The 20,991-nt window shown below is 64.0% G+C and carries 23 protein-coding genes and 2 pseudogenes; 11 read left to right on the top strand and 14 right to left on the bottom strand.

Features of this window, described 5'->3' with window-relative positions:
- The first annotated feature begins 91 nt into the window (after positions 1 to 91).
- Positions 92 to 565, top strand: coding sequence for a DUF555 domain-containing protein (locus tag GRX03_RS16305; RefSeq protein WP_159765529.1), 474 nt, complete (start codon positions 92 to 94; stop codon positions 563 to 565).
- A gap of 103 nt (positions 566 to 668) precedes the next feature.
- Here the strand turns inward: GRX03_RS16305 and GRX03_RS16310 are convergent, their stop codons facing one another.
- A complete protein-coding gene (locus GRX03_RS16310) occupies positions 669 to 905 on the bottom strand; it encodes a UPF0058 family protein (RefSeq protein WP_159765569.1) in 237 nt (78 codons plus the stop codon).
- 381 nt (positions 906 to 1,286) lie between these two features.
- On the opposite strand from GRX03_RS16310, the gene GRX03_RS16315 reads away from it, so the two are divergent.
- The 6 genes from GRX03_RS16315 (at position 1,287) to GRX03_RS16340 (ending at position 6,423) form a co-directional block, all read left to right on the top strand.
- Complete coding sequence (locus GRX03_RS16315) at positions 1,287 to 1,940, top strand: chemotaxis protein CheC (protein ID WP_159765531.1); 654 nt, start codon at positions 1,287 to 1,289, stop codon at positions 1,938 to 1,940.
- A 39-nt stretch (positions 1,941 to 1,979) separates the two neighbouring features.
- Positions 1,980 to 2,444 carry a CopD family protein gene (locus GRX03_RS16320; protein ID WP_159765533.1) on the top strand — a complete coding sequence of 155 codons (465 nt, stop codon included), beginning with the start codon at positions 1,980 to 1,982 and terminating at the stop codon, positions 2,442 to 2,444.
- A 68-nt stretch (positions 2,445 to 2,512) separates the two neighbouring features.
- Positions 2,513 to 3,187 carry a PHP domain-containing protein gene (locus tag GRX03_RS16325; protein WP_368278600.1) on the top strand — a complete coding sequence of 225 codons (675 nt, stop codon included), beginning with the start codon at positions 2,513 to 2,515 and terminating at the stop codon, positions 3,185 to 3,187.
- A 5-nt stretch (positions 3,188 to 3,192) separates the two neighbouring features.
- Entirely contained in the window at positions 3,193 to 4,260 is a 1,068-nt protein-coding gene (locus GRX03_RS16330) for an asparagine synthase C-terminal domain-containing protein (RefSeq protein WP_159765571.1), read from the top strand.
- A gap of 420 nt (positions 4,261 to 4,680) precedes the next feature.
- Positions 4,681 to 4,956, top strand: coding sequence for a PadR family transcriptional regulator (locus tag GRX03_RS16335; RefSeq protein WP_159765535.1), 276 nt, complete (start codon positions 4,681 to 4,683; stop codon positions 4,954 to 4,956).
- Positions 4,957 to 5,013: 57 nt separating this feature from the next.
- Positions 5,014 to 6,423, top strand: coding sequence for a signal recognition particle protein Srp54 (locus GRX03_RS16340; RefSeq protein ID WP_159765537.1), 1,410 nt, complete (start codon positions 5,014 to 5,016; stop codon positions 6,421 to 6,423).
- Here GRX03_RS16340 and GRX03_RS16345 read toward each other — a convergent pair whose 3' ends face one another.
- From GRX03_RS16345 to GRX03_RS16355, 3 genes are read right to left on the bottom strand one after another with little or no spacing between them, the layout of a single operon-like run.
- Positions 6,424 to 7,314: a CBS domain-containing protein gene (locus GRX03_RS16345; RefSeq protein ID WP_159765539.1), complete on the bottom strand. Its 891-nt coding sequence runs from the start codon at positions 7,312 to 7,314 to the stop codon at positions 6,424 to 6,426.
- 49 nt (positions 7,315 to 7,363) lie between these two features.
- The gene (locus GRX03_RS16350) at positions 7,364 to 7,783 is read right to left on the bottom strand and encodes an RNA-binding domain-containing protein (protein ID WP_159765541.1); all 420 of its coding nucleotides are present in this window, start codon (positions 7,781 to 7,783) and stop codon (positions 7,364 to 7,366) included.
- Positions 7,780 to 8,331 (bottom strand): AAA family ATPase, encoded by a 552-nt coding sequence (locus GRX03_RS16355; protein WP_159765543.1) that lies wholly within the window; start codon positions 8,329 to 8,331, stop codon positions 7,780 to 7,782. Before GRX03_RS16355 ends, GRX03_RS16350 begins: the two co-directional genes overlap by 4 nt.
- Before the next feature lie 143 nt (positions 8,332 to 8,474).
- On the opposite strand from GRX03_RS16355, the gene GRX03_RS16360 reads away from it, so the two are divergent.
- Positions 8,475 to 9,401, top strand: a complete 927-nt coding sequence (locus tag GRX03_RS16360; protein ID WP_159765545.1) for an ABC transporter ATP-binding protein — start codon at positions 8,475 to 8,477, stop codon at positions 9,399 to 9,401.
- Positions 9,398 to 10,267, top strand: a complete 870-nt coding sequence (locus GRX03_RS16365) for an ABC transporter permease (protein WP_159765547.1) — start codon at positions 9,398 to 9,400, stop codon at positions 10,265 to 10,267. Before GRX03_RS16360 ends, GRX03_RS16365 begins: the two co-directional genes overlap by 4 nt.
- On the opposite strand, the gene arcS is transcribed toward GRX03_RS16365, so the two are convergent.
- From arcS to gfcR, 9 genes are all read right to left on the bottom strand, one after another.
- Positions 10,264 to 12,012, bottom strand: coding sequence for an archaeosine synthase subunit alpha (gene arcS / locus GRX03_RS16370; RefSeq protein ID WP_159765549.1), 1,749 nt, complete (start codon positions 12,010 to 12,012; stop codon positions 10,264 to 10,266). The two genes, GRX03_RS16365 and arcS, sit on opposite strands and share 4 nt — an antisense overlap.
- Before the next feature lie 74 nt (positions 12,013 to 12,086).
- Positions 12,087 to 12,794, bottom strand: a complete 708-nt coding sequence (locus GRX03_RS16375; RefSeq protein WP_159765551.1) for an energy-coupling factor transporter transmembrane component T family protein — start codon at positions 12,792 to 12,794, stop codon at positions 12,087 to 12,089.
- Position 12,795: 1 nt separating this feature from the next.
- Positions 12,796 to 13,500 (bottom strand): energy-coupling factor ABC transporter ATP-binding protein, encoded by a 705-nt coding sequence (locus GRX03_RS16380; protein WP_159765553.1) that lies wholly within the window; start codon positions 13,498 to 13,500, stop codon positions 12,796 to 12,798.
- The gene (locus tag GRX03_RS16385; RefSeq protein ID WP_159765555.1) at positions 13,497 to 14,081 is read right to left on the bottom strand and encodes a biotin transporter BioY; all 585 of its coding nucleotides are present in this window, start codon (positions 14,079 to 14,081) and stop codon (positions 13,497 to 13,499) included. The genes GRX03_RS16380 and GRX03_RS16385 overlap by 4 nt, the downstream gene beginning before the upstream one ends.
- Before the next feature lie 62 nt (positions 14,082 to 14,143).
- A complete protein-coding gene (locus tag GRX03_RS16390) occupies positions 14,144 to 14,749 on the bottom strand; it encodes a 30S ribosomal protein S7 (RefSeq protein ID WP_159765557.1) in 606 nt (201 codons plus the stop codon).
- 1 nt (position 14,750) lies between these two features.
- On the bottom strand, positions 14,751 to 15,179 hold the full coding sequence (locus tag GRX03_RS16395) for a 30S ribosomal protein S12 (protein WP_159765559.1): 429 nt from the start codon (positions 15,177 to 15,179) through the stop codon (positions 14,751 to 14,753).
- Positions 15,180 to 15,293: 114 nt separating this feature from the next.
- A complete protein-coding gene (locus GRX03_RS16400; protein WP_159765561.1) occupies positions 15,294 to 16,448 on the bottom strand; it encodes a thiolase family protein in 1,155 nt (384 codons plus the stop codon).
- A gap of 153 nt (positions 16,449 to 16,601) precedes the next feature.
- Positions 16,602 to 18,023: an aldehyde dehydrogenase family protein gene (locus GRX03_RS16405; RefSeq protein ID WP_159765563.1), complete on the bottom strand. Its 1,422-nt coding sequence runs from the start codon at positions 18,021 to 18,023 to the stop codon at positions 16,602 to 16,604.
- A gap of 145 nt (positions 18,024 to 18,168) precedes the next feature.
- On the bottom strand, positions 18,169 to 18,795 hold the full coding sequence (gene gfcR / locus GRX03_RS16410) for a transcriptional regulator GfcR (RefSeq protein ID WP_159765565.1): 627 nt from the start codon (positions 18,793 to 18,795) through the stop codon (positions 18,169 to 18,171).
- A gap of 97 nt (positions 18,796 to 18,892) precedes the next feature.
- On the opposite strand from gfcR, the gene GRX03_RS16415 reads away from it, so the two are divergent.
- Complete coding sequence (locus GRX03_RS16415; RefSeq protein ID WP_159765567.1) at positions 18,893 to 20,152, top strand: HAD family hydrolase; 1,260 nt, start codon at positions 18,893 to 18,895, stop codon at positions 20,150 to 20,152.
- Positions 20,153 to 20,338: 186 nt separating this feature from the next.
- Positions 20,339 to 20,746: pseudogene (locus GRX03_RS16420) on the top strand (Fe-S cluster assembly protein SufB); the annotation flags it as partial.
- Here the strand turns inward: GRX03_RS16420 and GRX03_RS16425 are convergent.
- Positions 20,739 to 20,981, bottom strand: a pseudogene (locus GRX03_RS16425) (IS6 family transposase); the annotation flags it as partial. The pseudogenes GRX03_RS16420 and GRX03_RS16425 overlap by 8 nt on opposite strands.
- Between the last annotated feature and the right edge of the window lie 10 nt (positions 20,982 to 20,991).

Below are 20,991 nucleotides of genomic sequence, written 5' to 3' on the forward strand. Positions count from 1 at the left end.
AAAACGCCTCGCCTCACTCTTCAATCCTTATCTGAACACCGCGATTCACTCAGGGCTAACCTTGATAGTGGTTGCAGACCAACAAGCATATATGAACTGTAGAGTTGTCGTCGAAGCAGCCGTTCCGGTCTACGATGTCGAATCGCCCGACGAGGCGGTCAGAATCGCCATCTCGAAGACCGGTGAGATGCTCAACCCGGATCTCAACTACGTCGAGATCAACATGGGCGAGCGGACGTGCCCGCACTGTGGGGAGGAGCACGACCCCGCGTTCATCGCTGCCGACGAGAGCTTGGTCGCGCTGGAACTGGAGATGACCGTCTTCAACGTCGAACGGGAGGAGCACGCGGCACGGATCGCCCGGAAGGAAATCGGTCAGCGACTCGAAAACATCCCGCTCGACGTACTCGAAATCGAAGTGCTCGAAGAGGAACCGGACGAGCCAGAGGGAGAGTCGGAGACATCGACGGAATCGTCGTCAGACGAGAGCGGAGGGGTGATCGAGGAGCGCGATCCGGAGGAGGACGAAGTACTCCCCGAGTTCGAGGAGCTTATCGACGAGTAACGGCGCTACGACAGTCGTTTGTGGGGACGGAGCATTCGCGGGAGATCGGTACGGAGGCTACGCTGTGAAACGTCGCTGTTAGCGGCAGGTGGAGACGGAGAAATTAGTCAGCAGCAGCGGAGACGCGCTCGGTCTTCTTCGACTCGATTTCGCTGGTGATTCCGTGCGCGAGCGCAAAAACAGCGTCCTTGTGGTCTGTCTTCGATTTGTGGATCGATGTCGGCTGCACGCCGAGGGCCGTGTACTCGTCGTGATCCACGGTATTACCGGTCTGCTCCTCGTAGTGGTCTTGTACCTGTGCGAGCAGGCCGTGAAGGTGAATGAGTTCCTGCTTTTTCATGGTCATCACCACCTTGTAACTGAAGGGTTATAATGGTACTCTGAGGGCCGTTAACATACGTCCCCGAATACCGGCGTTTCGAGGGGGTCTACGAGTCGTGCTCCGTTTATTAAAATTTGCGACAATGTACGATTCTTAGTGGGCAGCCGTTTACTACCCACCGAGAAAGGTGACGAAACAGACATTCGAAGGTGATTCGGTGAAACTGAGACCGTAGACCGGCAGTCAATGACAGCGAGAACCCCAGAGAGTCTCGGGTATCGTTAGGTCAACGACGACCCGGCGGCCGGCCGACCGGCAGGTGAGCGGCGGCCGCTGGCTACTTCACAGATGATTACGGCGGCGAAACGCATAACCCAGTCCCCCCGATACGGATTCTCAATGCCGATACTGATCGATATCCGGAAACTGACGATCATCGGGAAACTGATCCAACACGGGGCGAAAAACGTCGCGGACTCGCTGTCGACGATGGCGAACATCGACGCCGACATCAGAATCAAGAGCCTCTCTTTCGTCGAGCCGGACGATATCCCACACGAGATCGGCGAGGGGGCGTTCCATCACGCCAACATCCGGCTGACGGAACCGCCCTACGGCGTCTTTCTGATGACCTTCGACGACCGGACCGGGGAGGAGATTGCCCACCACATGACCGGTCAACCGGTCGAGGGGGAACTCAATCAACTCCAGGAGAGCGCCCTCCAGGAGATGTGTAACATCCTCACCTCCGGCTTTATCGACGGGATCGCCAACACCCTCGAAACGACGATCAACATGGAGACACCGACGCTCGAATACGACGACGCCGAGGTCATCGCCGAGGAAACGCTCTCGCACATCCACTCGGACTCGCTGTCTATCGTGCTCGACTCCGTCGTCGACCTGCAGGAGGAAAACCGGGAGTTTCAGCTCCGGATCTTTCTCGTCCCCGACCCGGGAGCGTTCGTCAACCTGATCGACAAACTCGACATCGAGGAGATCCGGGAGATCGACGACCTCACCGCACGAAAGGACGACGACCGGGCGTTCTAAACCGGACGGTTTGAGTGGCTGGCAGGCCCACGGCGAGATATGTCAGTGATCGACGCGAGCGCGTACGTGATCCACTCGGTGTTCGCCGGCCTCTGGACCGGCAGTATTCTGTTCATGACACTCGGTGTTCTGCCGCTGGCGGTGGGCGGCAAACTCGACGCCGAGCCGTTGCGAACTGTGACGGGACGGTTCAAAACACTCTCGCGGACGAGCGTCCTGCTGCTCTTTCTCACCGGCGGCCACATGGCCGGGACGCAGTACACGGGGGCGACGTTGACCGGCAGTACCAGCGGCTATCTCGTCTTGAGTATGCTCTCGCTGTGGTTTCTCACCGCGGGGTTGACCGAAGTCGGGGCGAGTCGGCTCTCCGACGGTAGCGGCCGGGACAAGGTCCGCGAGCCGGGGCGCAACGCCCGCCGGTTCTTCCAGGCCGGGTCGGTCTCGGCGGTGCTGTTGCTCGTGGTCGCCGGGCTGTTGTCGGCGGCCGGGGCCGGACTGCTGTAGGCGGCCACCGACTCAGGGGACGGACCGCGGATCGGACTTCTTTTTGCCTCGTCCACCTAACTGGCGGTGTGCTCGCAGTAGAGCTTCACGCCCATTCTGTCAGTTCCTACGACGGCCGAGACGGGATCGAGCAGTTGCTCGAACGGGCCCGACAGGTGGGTCTGGACGGGCTTGCAGTCACCGACCACGACGCGTTCGCGGCCAGCGAGCGGGCGGCCGAACTCGCCGAGGAGTACGGTCTCGTCGGGATTCCCGGGATGGAGATCTCGACCGCGGCAGGACACGTACTCGCGCTCGGAATCGACCGCCGGATCGAGCGCGGACTCGGCTTCCGCGAGAGCGTCGAGCGGATCCACGACGCGGGCGGAATCGCCGTCGTGCCGCACCCGTTCCAAGAGCTGAGAAAGGGCGTGCTCGGAGCGATCCCGAAGCGGGCGATCACGGCCGCGGACGCAATCGAGGTCTACAACTCGCGGCTGCTGACCGGGCGGTCGAACCGACAGGCCGACGCGCTCGCCGAGGAGTACGGGATGGCCAAGACCGCGGGGAGTGATGCACACACCGCCGAGATGGTCGGACGCGCTCGCACGCTCGTCGAGACAGAGGACCGAACGGCCGAGGGGATCCTGGCCGCGATTCGAGACGGAGAGACGGCTATCCGGGGACGGCGGACCCCCTACCGGATCACACTCAAACAGGTGGCCGGCTCCGCCACGCGCCGGGCGCGAAAGCGGCTGTTGTGATGTCGCTGAGAGGAGCAGACCCCGAGGTCGTTCGCCGGGCGCTCGACACCGGAAGCGCCCTGCCGGGGACGACCGGCTTCGCGGGCGAACTCGACGGTCGGCTGGTTCGTGACGTGCTCGGCCGCGTTCCGCTGTTTTTCGACGGTGGGGAGTGGAGCCACCGGCCGACCGACCTCGCGGAACCGACCCCGCTCCCGGCGGGCCACGTCCGCGAAGACGACGCCGTCTCCCGGCGGTTTTCCCTGCCGGATATCGAGCCCGTCGAGACGGCCTCCGGGATCGAGGCCGTTCGTGATGCCGTGACAGGTGCAGTCGACAGCATCGGCGGCGACGATCAGGCGATTGCGTTCTCCGGAGGGCTCGACTCCGCCGTGCTGGCTGCTCGGCTCGACGCACCGCTGTACGCCGTCGGGTTTCCGGGGAGTCACGACATCGACGCGGCCAGGTCGGCGGCCGCCCTGCTCGACCGGGATCTGACCGTGGTCACGCTTGACAATCAGCGCCTCGAACGGGCGTTGCCGGCGGTCGTCGAGGCGACTGGTCGGACGAACGCGATGGACATCCAGATCGCACTGCCGCTGTTCGTACTCGCACAGGAGGTCCGGGCCGATGGGTACGAGCGGTTGGTGCTCGGCCAGGGAGCCGACGAACTGTTCGGGGGGTACGCGAAAGTCGCCCGCGCGCCGGACGATCCGCGGGTCGACGCGGATACCGTTCGCGGCGCCCGTCGGGAGATGATCGACACGCTTCCCGACCAACTGGAACGGGACGTGCTCGCGCTGTGGGACGCGGGTGTCGAGCCGGTCGTGCCGTTGCTCTCCGACGAGGTCGTCGAGGCCGCACTCGCTCTCCCCGGCGAGGCGCTCGTGACCGCCCGGGGTGAGCGAAAGTGGGCGCTCAGACTCGCCGCCCGGCCGTTCTTGCCGGATCGGATCGCCTTCCGAGAGAAAAAGGCCGTGCAGTACGGCAGTCTCGTCGCGCGCGAACTCGACCGACTCGCAAGGGAGTCGGGGTTCAAACGCCGCCAGGACGACCACGTCACGGCGTTTATCGAGTCGACGGCCGGAAACTGAACGGCGGCGCTTCCGGACGGTCGGTCGCACGCGGGCCAGGCGGTATGACGGGCGGGGATGACGTTCGTGGAATAGAATCTATTATTTGTGTATGTCGAACTATACAGACATATATCGGTAATCTGACTTAAATTTGAGAGGGGCCAGTTCACTGAGATCTGTACGGCTACTGGGGAGGGCGCTGGCAGATCGGCGGAGCCGAGTGGAGAACCGTTACGGCCAGCTATCCGAAAACGACTGATTCAACAGCCGTCGGCCGTTTCTGCGATTTCTCCGTCGAGCGACCGTGTGGACTGAGCCGGAGGCTCGGACGCGATCCAGACCCCCGAAGTGACCGTCTCGTGTCGCAGTCGGGCGTCGACGTATATGGAACGACATATTTAATATATTCAGACAATAAAATAGTAGTGTAAAATACCAATGTACGACCTGACAGGATTTCAGCGTGATCTGCTGTACGTCATCGCGGGCCGGGAAGAGCCACACGGGCTTGCGATCAAGGAGGAACTGGAAGATTACTACGAGAAGGAGATCCACCACGGCCGACTGTACCCCAATCTCGACACACTGGTCGACAAGGGGCTGGTCGAGAAGGGCCAGCGGGATCGGCGGACGAACTTCTACAGTCTCACGCGTCGGGGTCGGCGGGAGATCGAGGCCCGTCGGGACTGGGAGAGTCAGTACGTCGAGCCCTGATCAGGTCGACAAGGGGGAGAAAAAGCTTTTACCGGGATGGTCTCGTAGTCGCGGCTAATGGTACTCGACGATCTCGGCAGTTCACTCCGGAGCACGCTCGATGACCTCCGGGGCAAATCTCGAATCTCCGAGGACGATGTCGACGACATCGTCAAGGAGATCCAGCGCTCGCTGATTCAGGCGGACGTCGATATCGAACTCGTCCGGGAGCTTTCGGACAGCATCAAACAGCGCGCCCTAGAGGAGGAGCCGCCGGGCGGAACCTCTCCGCGCGATTGGGTGTTGCGGATCGTCTACGAGGAACTGGTTGATCTGCTCGGCGAGTCGACGGAACTGCCGCTGGAGGAACAGACGATTCTTCTCGCGGGACTGTACGGGTCGGGGAAGACGACCACCGCCGGCAAGATCGCGTGGTGGTTCTCGAAGAAGGGGCTGCGGCCGGCGATCATCCAGACCGACACCGACCGACCGGGTGCGTACGATCAGGCGAAACAGCTCGCCGAAGAGGCCGAGGTCGATTACTACGGCGACCCCGACGCCGACGACCCCGAGAAGATCGCCGAAGAAGGGCTGCTCGAGACGGCCGACGCGGACGTACAGATCGTCGATACGGCCGGTCGGGACGCGCTCAACCAGGAGCTGATCGACCAGATCGAACGGATCGAGAACACGGCCGATCCGGACCGGAACATGCTGGTCATCGACGCGGCGATGGGCCAAAGCGCCAAGGAGCAGGCCCAGGAGTTCGAGGAAACCATCGGCATCGACGGCGTGATCGTCACCAAGGTCGACGGGACGGCGAAAGGTGGCGGTGCCCTCGCCGCGGTCAACGAGACGGACTCGACGATCGCCTTCCTCGGGACCGGTGAAACCGTCAAGGACATCGAGCGGTTCGAGTCCTCCAGTTTCGTCTCCCGCCTGCTGGGGATGGGCGACCTCGAACAGTTGGCCGAGCGCGTCGAGCGCGCGATGGAAGAGACCCAGCAGGAGGACGAAGACTGGGACCCCGAGGACATGCTCGAAGGGCAGTTCACGCTGAAGGACCTGCGCAAGCAGATGGAGGCGATGAACCGGATGGGGCCGCTGGATCAGGTGATGGACATGATTCCGGGCCTCGGCGGCGGCATGATGGACCAACTACCCGACGACGCGATGGACGTGACCGAGGAGCGGATGCGTGATTTCGAGGTCATCATGGACTCGATGACCGAGGAGGAACTGGAGAATCCGCGCGTGGTCGGCGCGAGCCGAACCCGACGGATCGCCCGCGGGTCGGGCAAGTCCGAAGACCGGATCCGGGAACTGCTCGAACAGCACAAGATGATGGAACGCACCCTCAAGCAGTTCCAGGGGATGGGCGACGCCGACATGGAGCGGATGATGAAACAGATGCAGCAAGGCGGTGGCGGCCCCGGAATGGGCGGCGGCCCCGGAATGGGCGGCGGTGGCGGTCCGTTCGGTGACTGATTACTCCGGCAGCGGGTCGGAGATAACCGTCGCCTCGCCGTCGATGACCAGTTCTCCCGCTTCGTCTCGCACGTTCGTCGTCAACCGGAAGCGATTCTCCCCGAGGCGTTCGACGACAGCGCACTCTGCCGTGATTCGGTCGCCGAGGCGCACCGGGCCGAGAAAGCTCAGTTCCTGGGAGAGATAGATCGTCAGACCCGGCAGTCGTGCCAGGGCGGCGCTGATGACCCCGGCGACGAGCGTCCCGTGTGCGATTTGCTCGCCGAAGCGGGTCTGTGCCGCGAACTCGGCGTCCAGATGGAGTCGATTCGTGTCGCCGCTTGCCTCCGCGAACGAGCGCACGTCCTCCTCGGTCAGCGTCTTCGAGAAGGAGAGTTCGTCGCCCACGTCGATCTGGCCCTCGTCACCGACGTACTCGTACACCCAGTCGTCGTTCTCGTAGGCGGTGTCGGCCCTGACATCGCGTCTGCGGCCCTCAGTAGTCGACTGTCGGTCCCGGGCCGCGTGACGGAGATGCGGGACGTAGTTCGAGAGGTCAGTCGTCGTGACGATCCCGATGATCTCCTCTCCTTCGACGACTGGAAGCCGTTTGATCGAGTGGTCGCGGATCAGCGCGGCCGCGTCCCGGATCGAGGCCGTCGGTTCGGTGGTGATGACCGGACTGGACATCCGTTCACGGGCGGTCGTCGTATCGGGGTCGACACCGGCGGAGACGAGCGCCGTGATGTCGGTATCCGTGAGGATCCCCACCGGTTCGGCCCCCTCACAGACGACCAGCGAGCCGATACCGCTGGCCGCCAGTCTGTCGGCCGCGGTGCGGACTGACTCGTCGCTGTCGATCGTTTCCACCGGCGTCTGCATGATCTCCTCGACGGTGATCGGTCGGAACATCCTACGCTGACTGTCACCGGCCGAACAGATCAATCCAGTGCAAGACGGATCACTCCTCGACTGGCTTCCCGTCCTCGGTCCGCGGGGCGATGTGGTCGATGAACTCCTCGACGGTCGGTTCGTCCACTCGGACGCGAACGGCGATGACGCCCAGTTCCCCGGGGTCGTCGACGACGAAGTTGACGAGCCCCTGGAAGGCCGCCTGCTTTTTCAGCCGGAAGGAGAAGCTATCGCCGGTCTGGTTGCCGAAGAAGACGCCGCGAGCGGTGTCGAGAATCGCCTGCCGATGGAGTTGTTCCGAGAACGGTTCGAGGGTGTGAACCGTCGCGGTCAGTTCGCCGTACTGCAGTTCCGGCTCCGCCTCGGGGAATATCTCCGTGATGGCCTCGGCGACTCGCTGCTGTGCTTCGGTGTCGTAGACCGGGGCCGTGATCTCGGCCTCGATCGCGTAGGTCGTGCTCTCAGTCATCGTGATCCCTCGGTCAGTATCTCCGTGATGCGCTCGCGGAAGGCCTCCAACGACGCGGTGTTCTCGACGGTCAGGTCGGCCCGCTCCATCGCCGCCCCCATGCCGAAGTCGAGTTCGCGCTGGTCGCGGTCTTCGAGGGATTCGCCGCCTTCCTCGTCGCCGGCGTCTCGGCCCCGGAGGTCGAGTCGCTCCTTGCGGACCTCGAAGGGCGCCTCGATACAGACCAGGCGGAACTGATCGCCGAAGGCCTCCTCGAACCGGTCGACCTCCACGTCCGACCGGATACCGTCGACGACGACGGTGTCGCTGGCCTCCAGTTCCGACTCGATGAGCGGGAGCGAGCGCTCGGCGATTGCGGCCGGTCCGTTCTCCTCACGCAGCGCCTGGGCCACGCGGCCGTGTTCGGTCGCCGGGTCCAGCCCCCGGTCACGACACTCCGCCCGGATCACGTCACCCATCGTCACCACCGGAATGTCCCAGTCTTCGGCGACGGCGGCGGCCTCGCTCTTTCCGCTCCCCGGAAGGCCGACAAAGCCGATAACACTCATTACCTGTGCTTCGCCGAGCCGAGAAATAAACACTGCGTTCACACGATAGTGAGAGAGAATGACACACAGCGACTCTCTCCGGCGCGTTTCCGGCAGTGAAACAGATGCCAACTTACATGTAGCTCACCCCGGAACGGCAACACATGACAGCAATCGAATTAGACGGGATCACAAAGCAGTACGGCAGTTTGCGCGCCGTCGATACCCTCGACCTTCAGATCAACGAAGGCGAGGTGTTCGGCTTCCTCGGCCCGAACGGGGCCGGGAAGTCGACGACGATCAATATCATTCTGGATTTTGTCAAGCCGACTGCCGGACAGGCCCGCGTCTTCGGCATGGACTGCCAGGAGGAGGGCCAACGACTTCGACAGCGGATCGGCGTCCTGCCGGAAGGGTACGACGTCTACGACCGGCTGACCGGGCGCCAGCATCTGGAGTTCGCTATCGAGTCGAAGGAGGCGAACGACGACCCGCAGGAACTGCTCGAACGGGTCGGAGTCGCCCACGCCGCCGACCGCAAGGCCAGCGGCTACTCGAAAGGGATGGCCCAACGGCTCATCCTCGCGATGGCGCTGGTCGGCGATCCCGACCTGTTGATCCTCGACGAACCGACGACCGGACTCGACCCGAACGGGGCTCGCGAAATTCGGCAGATCATCCGCGAGGAGAACGAGCGCGGCACGACGGTGTTCTTCTCGAGTCACATCCTCGGTCAGGTCGAAGCCGTCTGTGATCGGGTCGGGATCCTCCGCGAGGGGCGACTCGTCGCCGACGACTCTATCGAGAACCTCCGGTCGAACATGCCGGGCGGACAGCGCCTCGTCGTCGAGGGCACGGGCTTCTCCGAGAGCGTGCTCGATTCGATCCGCGGGATCAACGGGGTCGAGAGCGTGACCGTCGAGACCGAGGGAACGGTCGTGGCTGTCGGACTCGGCGAGGACGCGAGCAAGACGGCGGTGCTCAACGAGATCGAAGAGACCGGCGCGACGGTCGAGGACTTCGAGACCGAGGAGGCGTCGCTCGAAGATCTGTTTGCGGCCTACACGACCGAAGAGGAGGTGCGAGCATGAGCTGGCAAGCAATCGCCAAGAAGGACTTCCAGGACAGCGTCCGGTCGCGCGTACTTTGGGGGATCATCGTCCTCTTCGCGCTGTTGATCGGCGGCATCGCGTATCTCGTCGTCGACTCGGGACTCACCGGGGCGAATCAAACCGTGGCGGAGGCGCTCGTAACCGGTGTGTTCGGGCTGCTCGTTCTCTTTTTCATCCCGATCACCGGGCTGTTCATCAGCATCAAATCGGTCGTCCGCGAGCGCGAGAGCGGCACGATCAATCTGCTGCTGTCGTTACCGCACACCCGTGGCGACATGATTCTCGGGAAGTTCCTCGGCCGCGCGGCCGTGATGACGGTCACGATCATCGTCGGGTTCGTCCCCGCGATTGCTATGCTGTTGCTCCAGACCGAACTGTCCCCGGGCGTGTTACTCTCGTTTTGGTTCGTGACGGTCCTGTTCGGCCTGATGTTCGTCAGTATCGGTGTCGGGTTCTCCGCGCTGTTCAACAGCGAAACACAGGGGACGGTCGGAGGAATCGTTATCTTCTTCGGACTGTATCTCTGGCAGACGGTGACGGACCTGGTGCTCGGACTCGTCGACTACGAACTGCCGAATTTCGCCAATCGGTTCGGTCTCGGTCAGATGTTTCAGGACATGTTCGGCTCGCTGTCGCCGTCGGGACGCGGATTCGGTGCCCCCTCTAGTGTCCTGGGAGAGACGGTAAGGAGACAGAACGAAGCGGGAGAGGTAGTGTTCCAGACGGTCTATCCGGAATCAGTTGCCTTCTACATGCAGAACTGGTTCGTGTTCGTCATCCTGCTGCTGTGGATCGCGGTCCCGCTGGCGGTGGGCTACGCGCGGTTCAGCCAGATCGACCTCTAACGTTCGTCGAGGTGACGGACCGAGGACGCGATTCCGCGCGTACTCTCGACCATCTCCGGGCCGGACATCTTCGCGCGGCCGACGGCGAAGGCCTTCGGCCCCTCGATGACGACCTCGTCGCCGACGCGGATCGACTCGCTGGCGTCGACCACGCCCGGCGCGAGGACGGATCCGTGGGGCACGAAGGCGTCGATCTCGACCCGCTTGGTCGGTGCCGCACTGTCGACCCACCGCCGCGCTCCGGCGATCGTAAACGCGAGCAAGCCGTACTCGGGGACGAGCATCGCGAGTTGTTCCCCGTCGTCGTCGGTCGCCCGGAGCTTGGGGTAACGACTCTCGACGGATAACTCGTCGAAGATCTCCGCACCCGCACCCTCACCGAACTGGTAGTCCGCGATAGCGCGGACGGTGTTGTGCTGGCGCTCGCGCTTGCGGTATTTCGGCTCGTCGGCCAGCGTCGAGGCGAGGTTGGCGAGTGAGTCCGCCGTCGTCGGGTGATCGGAGACGGTGTACTCGAACTCGACGCCGGTCTTCTCGGCGGCCCGTTCGCAGATCGGGCGGTAATCCTCGGGGACGTGGGCGATGTGACGGGGATACTCGTTGCGCCGGAGGTACGCGGCCAGGACATCCGAGACGAACTCGATCTCGGTGGCCGTCCACTCGCCGGTGACGACCGAGTCGTAGTGCTGTGCGGGATAGGTGAGTTCGAGTTCCTGCGGCACCACGCCAATCGGGGAAGTCATCGAGACGAGGTGGCCCCGGTACTGGATCGCGTCGTGGAACTGTGCGTGACTCTGTGAGTCGCTGTACGGTTTCCGGGCCGAACACGGGACCAACACCAGCGGCGCGTCGAAGCGGTTGCGGTACCGGTTCGTGACCCGCTCGGCGTACCGCTGGATCTCGACGCGGCGGAGCGTATCGTCCGTCGCGGCGGTGATCCCGTTGCGCCGGAGGACGGGCGTGCGCTGTTCGAGGTGGCCGTACTGCTGATCGAGTCGCCGGAAGACGGCGGTCAACCACTGCTCGTGACGGGCCTGGCCCTCGATGTAATCCCGGAGCCGACCCGAACGGATCCGCTCGCGGACGGTGCCGAGCGCCGCCCGCAGGGCGTGTTCGTTGTGTTCGGCACAGTCCTCGCGGTCGAACTCCGAGCGGGGCCGTTGACAGGCCGGACACGCGCAGGGCAGTTCGGTCAGATCCTCCAGAAACGCCTCGCCGTCGGTGCCGAGATACTTGCCCTGGAGCCCCTCGAGCACCGCCTGGTCGGTATCGAACAGGTCGACGCCCGCGTACGCGAGGGTGGCGACGTTGCCGGGTGTCGCGACGCCGGGGAGATACAGCGCCGTGTCCGCAGGGATCGCCTCGCGGGTCTCGATGATCGCCTCGACGAACGCCCGGGCGTGACCGGCCAGTTCCTGTGCGTTCGAGAGCACGTATGCGTCCGTGCCGTGGTCCGTCGCCGTCCCCGGGGAGACGACGGCGGCGCTCGGCACGTCGACATCGGGATACTCGGTGGCAAACGCCTCCTCGACCTCTTCGGGTGTTCCGCCCGGGAACGCTCGATGGGGGAGAATCGTCAGTGTCGACTCGTCGCCTTCGACGGCCGTGTCTCCGGGGGTCCACTGGCTGCCGGCGTCCTCCCGGAGTTCGTCGACCAGCGCCGGTGTGGTCACCGGCTCGTCGAGACGTAGTTCGCCGAGACGCGCGGCGCTATCGCGCTCGTGGATCTCGAAGTACTCCGTCATAGATACCCTCCCGGGTGGCGTGATCGCTCGTTCATGGCTGTACTCTGCGTCCGGCCGGATAACTGTCCGTCGATCTACCCGGAAACGAGCGGGCTGACCGTCAGTACGACAGCGGCACCGACGACCAGATAGTCGGGACGCGAGAACTGAAGCCGCGGCAGCGTCGGGTTCCACGCGAAACAGCGTGCCTCCAGCGCGACGGCGAGTTCGTCAGACCGCGCGAGCGCCCGCCGGATCGACAACGGAACGAGCCGTCCGGCGCGCTCGTGGACCGGACGGCGATCACCGCCGCGGGCGGCGATCGCGTCGCGCACCTCCCGAACGTCCTCGCGGAGCACCGGGACGAACCGAATCGTCAGCGCGACCCCGGTGCCGAGCAGTTGACCCGCCCGCCCGGGAATCGTTCGCTGGATCGCGGCCCTGGTCTCGCGGACGGGCGTCGCACGGATGTACGCCGCGCTGAGCAGCAGAATCGGTACCACGCGGGCGACGGCACGCAGTGATTCCGCCGCGCGGTCAAGCCGGAACCACGGCGGGCCGGGAGTGAATCCAGCGATGAGCGGCGCAATCGCCAGCACGACGAGCACGACGCGATAGCTCCACAGCGCTCGCAGCGGCGAGAGCCCGGTGACGGAGACGGCGAGAGCGGCAACGACGAACAGGGCGGCGAGACGCGGCCCGGAGGAGAAGAGAGCGGCGATGGCGAATCCAAACTGGAAACATAGCTTCGAGCGCGGATCGAGTCGGTGGATCGGGGAGTCGCCGGGGCTGTAGGTCAACATCTCACCACCCGTCGGGAACGCGAACGTCGATATCGGGCAGCGCTTCGGTGGCGGCCTCGGGCGACAGATCGAAGGCGATCTCCCCGTCTCGAAGCCCGATCACTCTGTCGGCGCGTGTGCGCAGATCACGGAGGTCGTGCGTGACGACGACGATACCGACGCCGTCCGCCGCCAGGTCGTCGAGATGGCCGAGGACGGATCGCTGTGCCGGCCAGTCCAGCCCGGCGAACGGTTCGTCGAGGACGAGATGCTCCGGCTCCATCGCCAGCGCGCCCGCGATGGCGAGGCGGGCCCGTTCGCCGCCGGAGAGAGCGTCGATGCGCTCGTCCTCTCGCCCGTCGAGGTTCACCGCAGACAGCGCCGCGTCGACGCGGCGGTCGATCTCCTCGTGATCGAGGCCGAGATTCTCGGGACCGAAGGCCACGTCGGCCCCGACGGTCGAAGCGACGAACTGCGAGCGCGGGGACTGAAACACCATCCCCACGGCCGTCCGGGCCGCCACTGGGTCGTCCTGGACGGGCGTCCCGTCGACGAGGACACTGCCGCCGTCCGGTTCGAGAAGGCCGTTCAGCTGTCGAATCAGGGTCGTCTTCCCGCTGCCGTTGGGACCGGCCAGGACCACCCACTCGTCACCGAGAGCCAGCGAGAGTCCGTCCAGCACGGGGTCGCCGTCGTAGCTGTAGCTGAGATTCTCGACGGTGATCATACTCGACCGAGCAGTTCCCCGTGCGTGGCGACGACCGCAACGGAGATGGCGACTTTCAGGAGATCACCGAGGAAAAACGGCGCCATGCTCGTGGCGGCCTGCGGCAGACCGAGCCCCGCGACCGCCGACAGCCACGAAACACCGACGACGTATATCGGGACCAGTCCCCCGAGCAGCCCCACAAGAACCCACGGCAGAGTCAGCGTCTCGACCGGACGAGGAGACGGGCGACGGTGGGCGACAGCACCGATGACGACTGCCCCGGCGACGAACCCCAGTAGAAACCCGCCGGTCGGACCGGCGATCACGCCGAGCCCCCCGGTCGCGTTCGAGAACACCGGCGCGCCGGCGACGCCGGTGAGCACGTACAACGCAATCGCGCACCCGCCCCAGAGCGGTCCGAGAACGAGGCCGGCGAAGAAGACGCCGAAGGGCTGAAACGAGAACGGAATCCCGCCCGGAAGCGGGATCGAGAACTGCGCTAACACTGCGGTCAGCGCGGCGATCACGACCGCGCGGCTGAAGTTGCGAATCGTCTCCTTTTCGACTAACTCGACCGTCTCGGTTCCGTTGCTCGCCATAGGGAGAGGACTGTCGTCGGCCGTGTTGAAAACTCCGGTTTTCGGCCGGGATAGAGAGAAGATTACCGGGCAGCAGCCGCGACGCGCTCTTTTTCCTCTTTCTGGTCGACCGCGTAGGTGCCGACGTCGTTGCTCGCCGCGCCGATGAGCTGGCGGGCCAGCGCGTCGGCGGCGTCGGTCTCGGTCTTGAAGGAGTCGTTGTACACGCCCTCCGCGAGGAACTTCAGAGCCTGGTCGACTCGTCGCTGCGGGGAGACGTCGACGGCCTTCGGGACGGAGATACCACCGTATTTCAGGCGGACGGTCTCCTCGCGCGGGGCCGAGTTCTCGACGGCTCTGACGAGAATCTGGACCGGGTTCTCTTCGGCCTGCTCCTCGATGATCTCGAAGGCGTCTCGGGTGATCTTCGTCGCGAGCTGTTTCTTGCCGGTGTTCTCGTCGGTCTGCATCAGCCGGTTGATCAGCCGTTCGACGATGCTGATCTGGCTCTTTTTGAACTGCTTGTCAGCGTGACGGCCCATCGTGTTGGCAATCGGGGTCACGTTGATGTACCGCTCGGTGGAAACGTCGGAGAACTCGATCTCCTCGACGTCGTACTTGCCGAACAGTTTCGCGTTCGAGCCCTCGCTGTCAGCTGGGGCGTCGGGTTCTGGTTGTTCCGTAGACATGTTATCGCACCGGCTTCTCCGCGTTTCCGCGCACGAGTTCGATCAGCGATACGCCGTTGACCTTCTCGACCTTGTAGTTGACACCGGAAAGGTCGCCCATCGCTCGACCCTTCGCGCCGCCGATGCCAGCGATGGTGACTTCGTCGTGTTCGTCGATAAAGGAGATAGCGCCGTCACCGGGGCAGAACGCCGTCACCTGCTTGCCGTTTTTGATCAGCTGGACCCGGACGCACTTTCGGATCGCGGAGTTGGGCTGTTTCGCTTCGATGCCGACCTTCTCGAGGACGATGCCACGCCCCTGCGGGGCGCCTTCGAGCGGGTCGGACTGCTCTGCCAGCCCCCGCTCGCGGCGCGCGTAGTCAGAGTCGGACCACCGGTGTTTCTGGCGGTCCTTCTTGAGCTTGCGCGCGGCGTATTTGCCGTTTGCCATAGTGCGTATTGCTATCTGACGGAGCCACTTAAGGATCCCCATTCAACTCGCCGTACGCGAGTCCGTCCCACCGCAATCGTTCGAGGAAAAGTCGCGGAACGACCGCAGAGCCGGTTATTCAGTCAACTCGAACTCGATGGCCGCGCCCTGGCCGAATCCGACACACTCCGTCGCGATGCCGCGCTCGACGCCGCGGCGGTGCATCTCGTGGATCAGCGTCACGGGCAGACGCGCGCCCGAGGCCCCGAGCGGGTGGCCGATAGCGATCGCGCCGCCGTTGACGTTGAGGATGTCGTGGTCGATACCGAGTTCCTCGGCGGAGGCGATCACCTGGCTCGCGAAGGCCTCGTTGATCTCGACGAGTCCGTAGTCGTCGATCGTGCGGCCGGCGCGTTCGAGCATGTTCTCGACGGCAGGAACCGGCCCGATTCCCATCACCGTCGGATCGACGCCGGCGACGCCGCTCTGGCCGACCTCGGCGAGGATCTCCAGGTCGTTGTCCTTGGCGAAGGCCTTGCTGGTGACGAGCACGCCGGCCGCGCCGTCAGAAATTTGAGAGGCGTTGCCCGGCGTCACCGTCCCGTCCTCCTTGAAGACGGTCGGGAGTTCGGCGAGTTTCTCGACGGTCGTGCCCGGGCGGAGTCCCTCGTCCTCGGTGACGGTCACTTCGTTGCCGTCCTCGTCGTGGCCCGTGATCGGGACGATCTCTTCGTCGAAGCGGCCCTCTTCGGTGGCTTCGACCGCTCGCTGCTGGCTCCGGGCGCCGAACTCGTCCTGTTCCTCGCGGGAGACGTCGTACTCCTCGGCGACCTTCTCGGCGGTCTGGCCCATCGGCAGGTTCTCCATGCCGTAGCGCTCGTCCATACCGGGGTACATCTGGTCCGCACCTTCGCCCATCTTCACCCTGCTCATGCTCTCGACACCGCCGGCGAAGATGGCGTCACGCCGCCCTGCCGCAATCGCGTCGGCGGCGGTCATGATCGTCGTCGCCGAGGAGGCACACTGGCGGTCGATGGTCGTCCCGGGGACGCTCTCGTCGAGCGCGAAAATCGCAATCTGGCGGGCGATGTTCGTTCCCTGCTCCTCGCGGGTCTGCGCACAACCCCACATCACGTCGTCGATCTGGTCGGCTTCGAGACCCGTTTCCTCCATCATGTGCTCGATGATGTGGATGGAGAGATCCTCCGAGCGAATGTTGCGGAGCAGTCCGTCCTCTTTCCCCTGTGGTGTCCGTGCTGCGCTGACGATAACCGGTGTGTTCGCTGCCATATCTCTGTGTACTCGGGTATAATATAACAATCTTTGGTAGATGTGCTACTCAGGCAGTGGCTGTTAACTGAGCAAGCGAGAAGGCTTCCAGTATCTGTGTCGCGAATCCGCCGGCAGGAGCCGGCGCCGAGAGCGTCCCGCAGGAGTGGCCACTCACAGAACGATACTTTTCGTCTGGGTAAACGCCTCGACAGTGTAACCGATACCCTCGCGGCCGATTCCGGACTCCCCGACACCGCCGAAGGGGATGTCACCGATGCCGTGGGAGGGGCGGCCGTTGATCCGAACGGTGCCGGCTTGTATCTCGTGAGCGAGTTCCATCGCGCGGTCGTGGTCGGCGGTGAAGACGCTGGCGTCGAGTCCGAGTTCGCCGGCGTTTGCGATGTCGAGCGCGTGGTCCGCGTGCTCGAAGGATGTCACGGCGGCGACGGGGCCGAACTGTTCCTCGTGGACGATCCGGGCGTCTTCGGGAACGTTCGCCAGGAGCGTCGGCTCGAAGTAGTTGCCGTCGCGCTCGCCGCCCCGGACGAGGTCGGCACCGCGGGCGAGTGCGTCGTCGACGAGGGTTTCGACCCACTCGGCCTGACTCTCGTCGATCAGCGGCCCCATATCCGTCTCCTCGTCGAAGAGATCACCGACGACCCAGTCGCCCATCTCGGCGCCGATTCGGTCGACGAGGTCGTCGTGGATCTCCTCGTGGGCGAGGATTCGGCTCACTGCGGAGCAGCGCTGACCGCCGTACTTCAGCGACCCCGCCATGCAGTCCTCGGCGGCGGCGTCCAGATCGGCGTCGGGGAACACCAGCGCGGGGGCGTTGCCGCCCAGTTCCATGTGCAACTCGACCATGCCGCTGTCGCGGGCGATCCGCTCGCCGACCGACGAGGAGCCGGTCAGTGCGATAGCGTCGATCTGATCGCTCTCGGTGAGCACACTCCCGATATCGCTCGAATGGCCGGGCACGTACTGGAAGGCCCCGTCGGGCAGATCCGTCGCGTCGAAGCAGTGGGCGAGAATCGCGGCGCTCACCGGTGTCTTCGTCGACGGCTTGAGGACGACGCTGTTACCGGCCGCGATTGCCGGAGCGACCTGCAACAACGTGGTGACGAGTGGGTAGTTGTACGGCGAGAGACAGAGGACGGTCCCGATCGGTTCGGGCGAGACGAGCGCTTCCCAGCCCTCGTGGCCGGCGGTCGTCCCGCGGAGGTACTCGCCCTGTAGCTCGTGGACTTCCTCGACTGCGCGCTCGACGCGCTCGACGGCGGAGTCGACCTCCCCGCGGGCGCTGGTGATCGGCTTGCCGGCCTCGCGGACGATGACCTCCGCCAGCGTCTCCTTGCGGCGCTCGATCTCCGCAGCGAGGCTCTCTAGCCACGTCGCACGCTCGACGAGCGTACTCCTGCGCATCTGTTCTCGTGCCTGTGCCGCTCTCTCCAGGGCGGCCTGGGCCTCCTCCGGCCCGGCCGCACCGACGGTCGCGAACGGCTCCCCGGTCGTGAGATCCGTGACCTCGATTTCGCCGTGATCCAGGCCCTCCAAGCCTTCGATTGCCTCCGAAAGGTGGTCTGTTGTGGCCATCTGTTACTCCTCCTGAACGTTCGTACGCGGCCGAGGGACAAATAGTTTACTCACTAGCGAATTAGTATTTTGGACCGACTCGCGGGGACGCCCAGAGCGACAGACGCGCCCCTATGGAGGCGGTGAGCGTGAGAACGGGACCGGGTTACTCGTCGTCTCCGACGCGGATGACCTGGACGAGCGAGCGGACCGGGACACCGGCGATCTCGTCGGTCCCCTTCTTGTCGACGAGGACGACACAGGCGACCGGTTCTGCGCCTTCTTGCCGGATCGACTCGATAGACTCCGTCATGGTCGTCCCGGTCGTGATCGTATCGTCGACGACGTAACACCGCTGGCCCTCCATCTGCGCGAAGTTACGCGAGAAGGCCCCGTCCAGGTCGGCCATGTCGCTGTCGTTCCACTGGTGTTTTCGGGGCGCGTAGGTGCCGAGGTCGGTCCCGAGTCGCTGTGAGATGGTCGTCGCGAGCGGGACGCCCGCCTTCTCGATACCCACCGTCAGGTCGACGGCGTCCTCCGGCAACAGGTCCGCCATCGCCGCACAGACGTGGGAGAGTCGGTCTGCGCTCTTCCCGATGGCGTTCCAGTCGACGTGAATATCCTCCGGCCCGTCGAGCGCGGCGCTGGTTCCGCCGGGCGAGGCCTCGCTCCGTTCGACCAGCCAACTGGCCGTCTCTCGGGAGACGTTGAGTTCGTCGGCGATTTCCCCCTTCGAGAGGCCGCGTTCGGCCAACTCGACGGCGCTGTGCATGAGGTCATCGATGTTTTTCATACAGTCACCTACGACGGAGGCCGGTAATTTTCTTTTGACTGGGCTGACTTATCACTGCGACAGAAGTCTTTTTGCCCGGTGCAGTCCAGAACGGGGTATGGAACGGTACGACCAGCTGTATCGGCTCTACGACGACTTCGACACCAAACGACTCCGGGCCTACCAGGAGTTCGTGGATCTGTTCCCCCCGGTCGACTCCCGCGTCGCGCTCGAACACTGGCAAAACGCCAACGAGAAACTGACCGAGGGCAAAGACGAGATCCGCGAGGCCTTCCCGGCGACTGGTGAGACCTTCGCCGAAATCGCCGCCAGAGCGACCCGCGATCAGGCCTTCACCGCCCTGGACCTGCTCTCGAAACACGGCCACTCGGTGAACGCGCTCGTCCTCGACGTCGACGAGACGCTGCGCTCGGCGGGCGAAACCGACAACGAGATTCCCAGGGAGACGCTGTATCTGCTCACGGAACTGCACGAATCGGGCGTCCCGATCATCGTCTGTACGGGACAGACCCTGGAGAACGTCAAGGGGTTCATGATTCAGGGGTTGGGCAACGAAATCGTCCACTCGGGAAGGATGAGCATCGTTTACGAGGCCGGGACGGGAGTGTTCACCCCCGGTCACGGCGGCGAGACGAAACAGTTGCTCTATGAGGAACTCGACGAAGAGATCAGAGAGGTCTTCGCACGCGTGCGTTCACGCGTCCTCTCGGACGCCCCGGACCACCTCCGGCGCGGCTGTCACCTCCAGGGCAACGAGTTCAACGTCACGATGAAACCGAACTTCGAGACCGGTTCCGCCGAGGCCAAACGCGTGATCGACGACGCACTCGTCTACATGCTCGATCTGCTCGGTGAGAGCATCGCCGAGCAGGTCGATATCGACGGCGAGCCGACACAGATCACCGACTGGACCCGGGCCTACTACGCGGGCGCCGACTCGGAGATCCGGACCGTCCTCGAAGAGAGCGGTGAACTCCCGACCGAGGCCGGGGAGGTGCCCGGTCAGCTCGACGGGTTTTTCGAGCGCATCGATGTCGCGTACTACGAGGCTGATGCGGCTGAAATCGGCAGTCTCGAACTGAACAAGGTCGTCGGCGTCCAGCGCGCACTCGACGTGCTCGGTGTCGACGAGCCGTTCTGTGTCGTGATGGGCGACAGCAAAAGCGACCTCCGGGTGATGAAGTGGGTCGAAGAGGAGAGTTGCGGGCTCGCGGCCGCTCCGGCGCACTCCTCGCGGGATGTCCTCGATCACGTCATCAGGACCGACGAACTCGTCTACGAACCGGGACAGGCCGCGGACATCCTCACGACGATCGCGACACTCAACCGACTCGCCCGGCTCGATTCCGCCGGATAACGACCCCCAGATCCGTCGCGCCCGCCATCTGGAGTTCAGTATACCAAAATATATGTTTTCGATACCAGAACACAAACTCGAACGACTGGCATAAATCGGACAGAAAGAGAAACACCAGTTCGAGAAACGTGAGTCTCGGCGGTATTCGAGCGTAGCCTTATGTGCTTCCAGACGAAAGGTAATGTAATGAGTTCAGACCAAGATCACCTCGAACAGACGGACACCGAGAAGCGCTTCGAGTTCAAGAAAGAGGAAAAGTCCGCGTTCGAGGCCGAGAAGGGGTTGACCGAGGAGACGATCCGAGTCATCTCCGAGGACAAAGACGAGCCCGAGTGGATGCTCGAACGGCGTCTGCGCGCCCTAAAGCAGTTCAAGCAGATGCCGATGCCCGACGACTGGCCGGGCGCACCCGACCTCAGCGAGGTCGAGATCGACGAGATCGTCCCGTACATCCGCCCGGACATCGAGACCCGCGGCGGCGTCGACGACTGGGAGGACCTGCCCGAGGAGATCCAGGACACCTTCGACAAACTCGGCATTCCCGAAGCCGAGAAAAACGCGCTGTCCGGCGTCGGCGCGCAGTACCAACGTGATTCGGATCGTGTCCATCTGTGGGCTGTAAATCAGCCTTATGAACCCAGTTATGGACGGTGGATCGTGCGCGTTCAACACCAAATATTTCGAGAATTGAAACAGTATTAGATAATGATAATCCAGCAAGATGGAGTTGAATACTGAGCTTCATCAACAGTCGTGGGGTTGCTTCTCGCTCCACAAAATCTAAGTCGAACTGGCCGATACTACCGCTGAGGCGGGCGTTTTCTGGCATAAGCACTCAA

The organism is Halovenus carboxidivorans (genome assembly GCF_009831575.1).
In the GTDB taxonomy this organism is placed as follows: Archaea; Halobacteriota; Halobacteria; order Halobacteriales; family Haloarculaceae; genus Halovenus; species Halovenus carboxidivorans.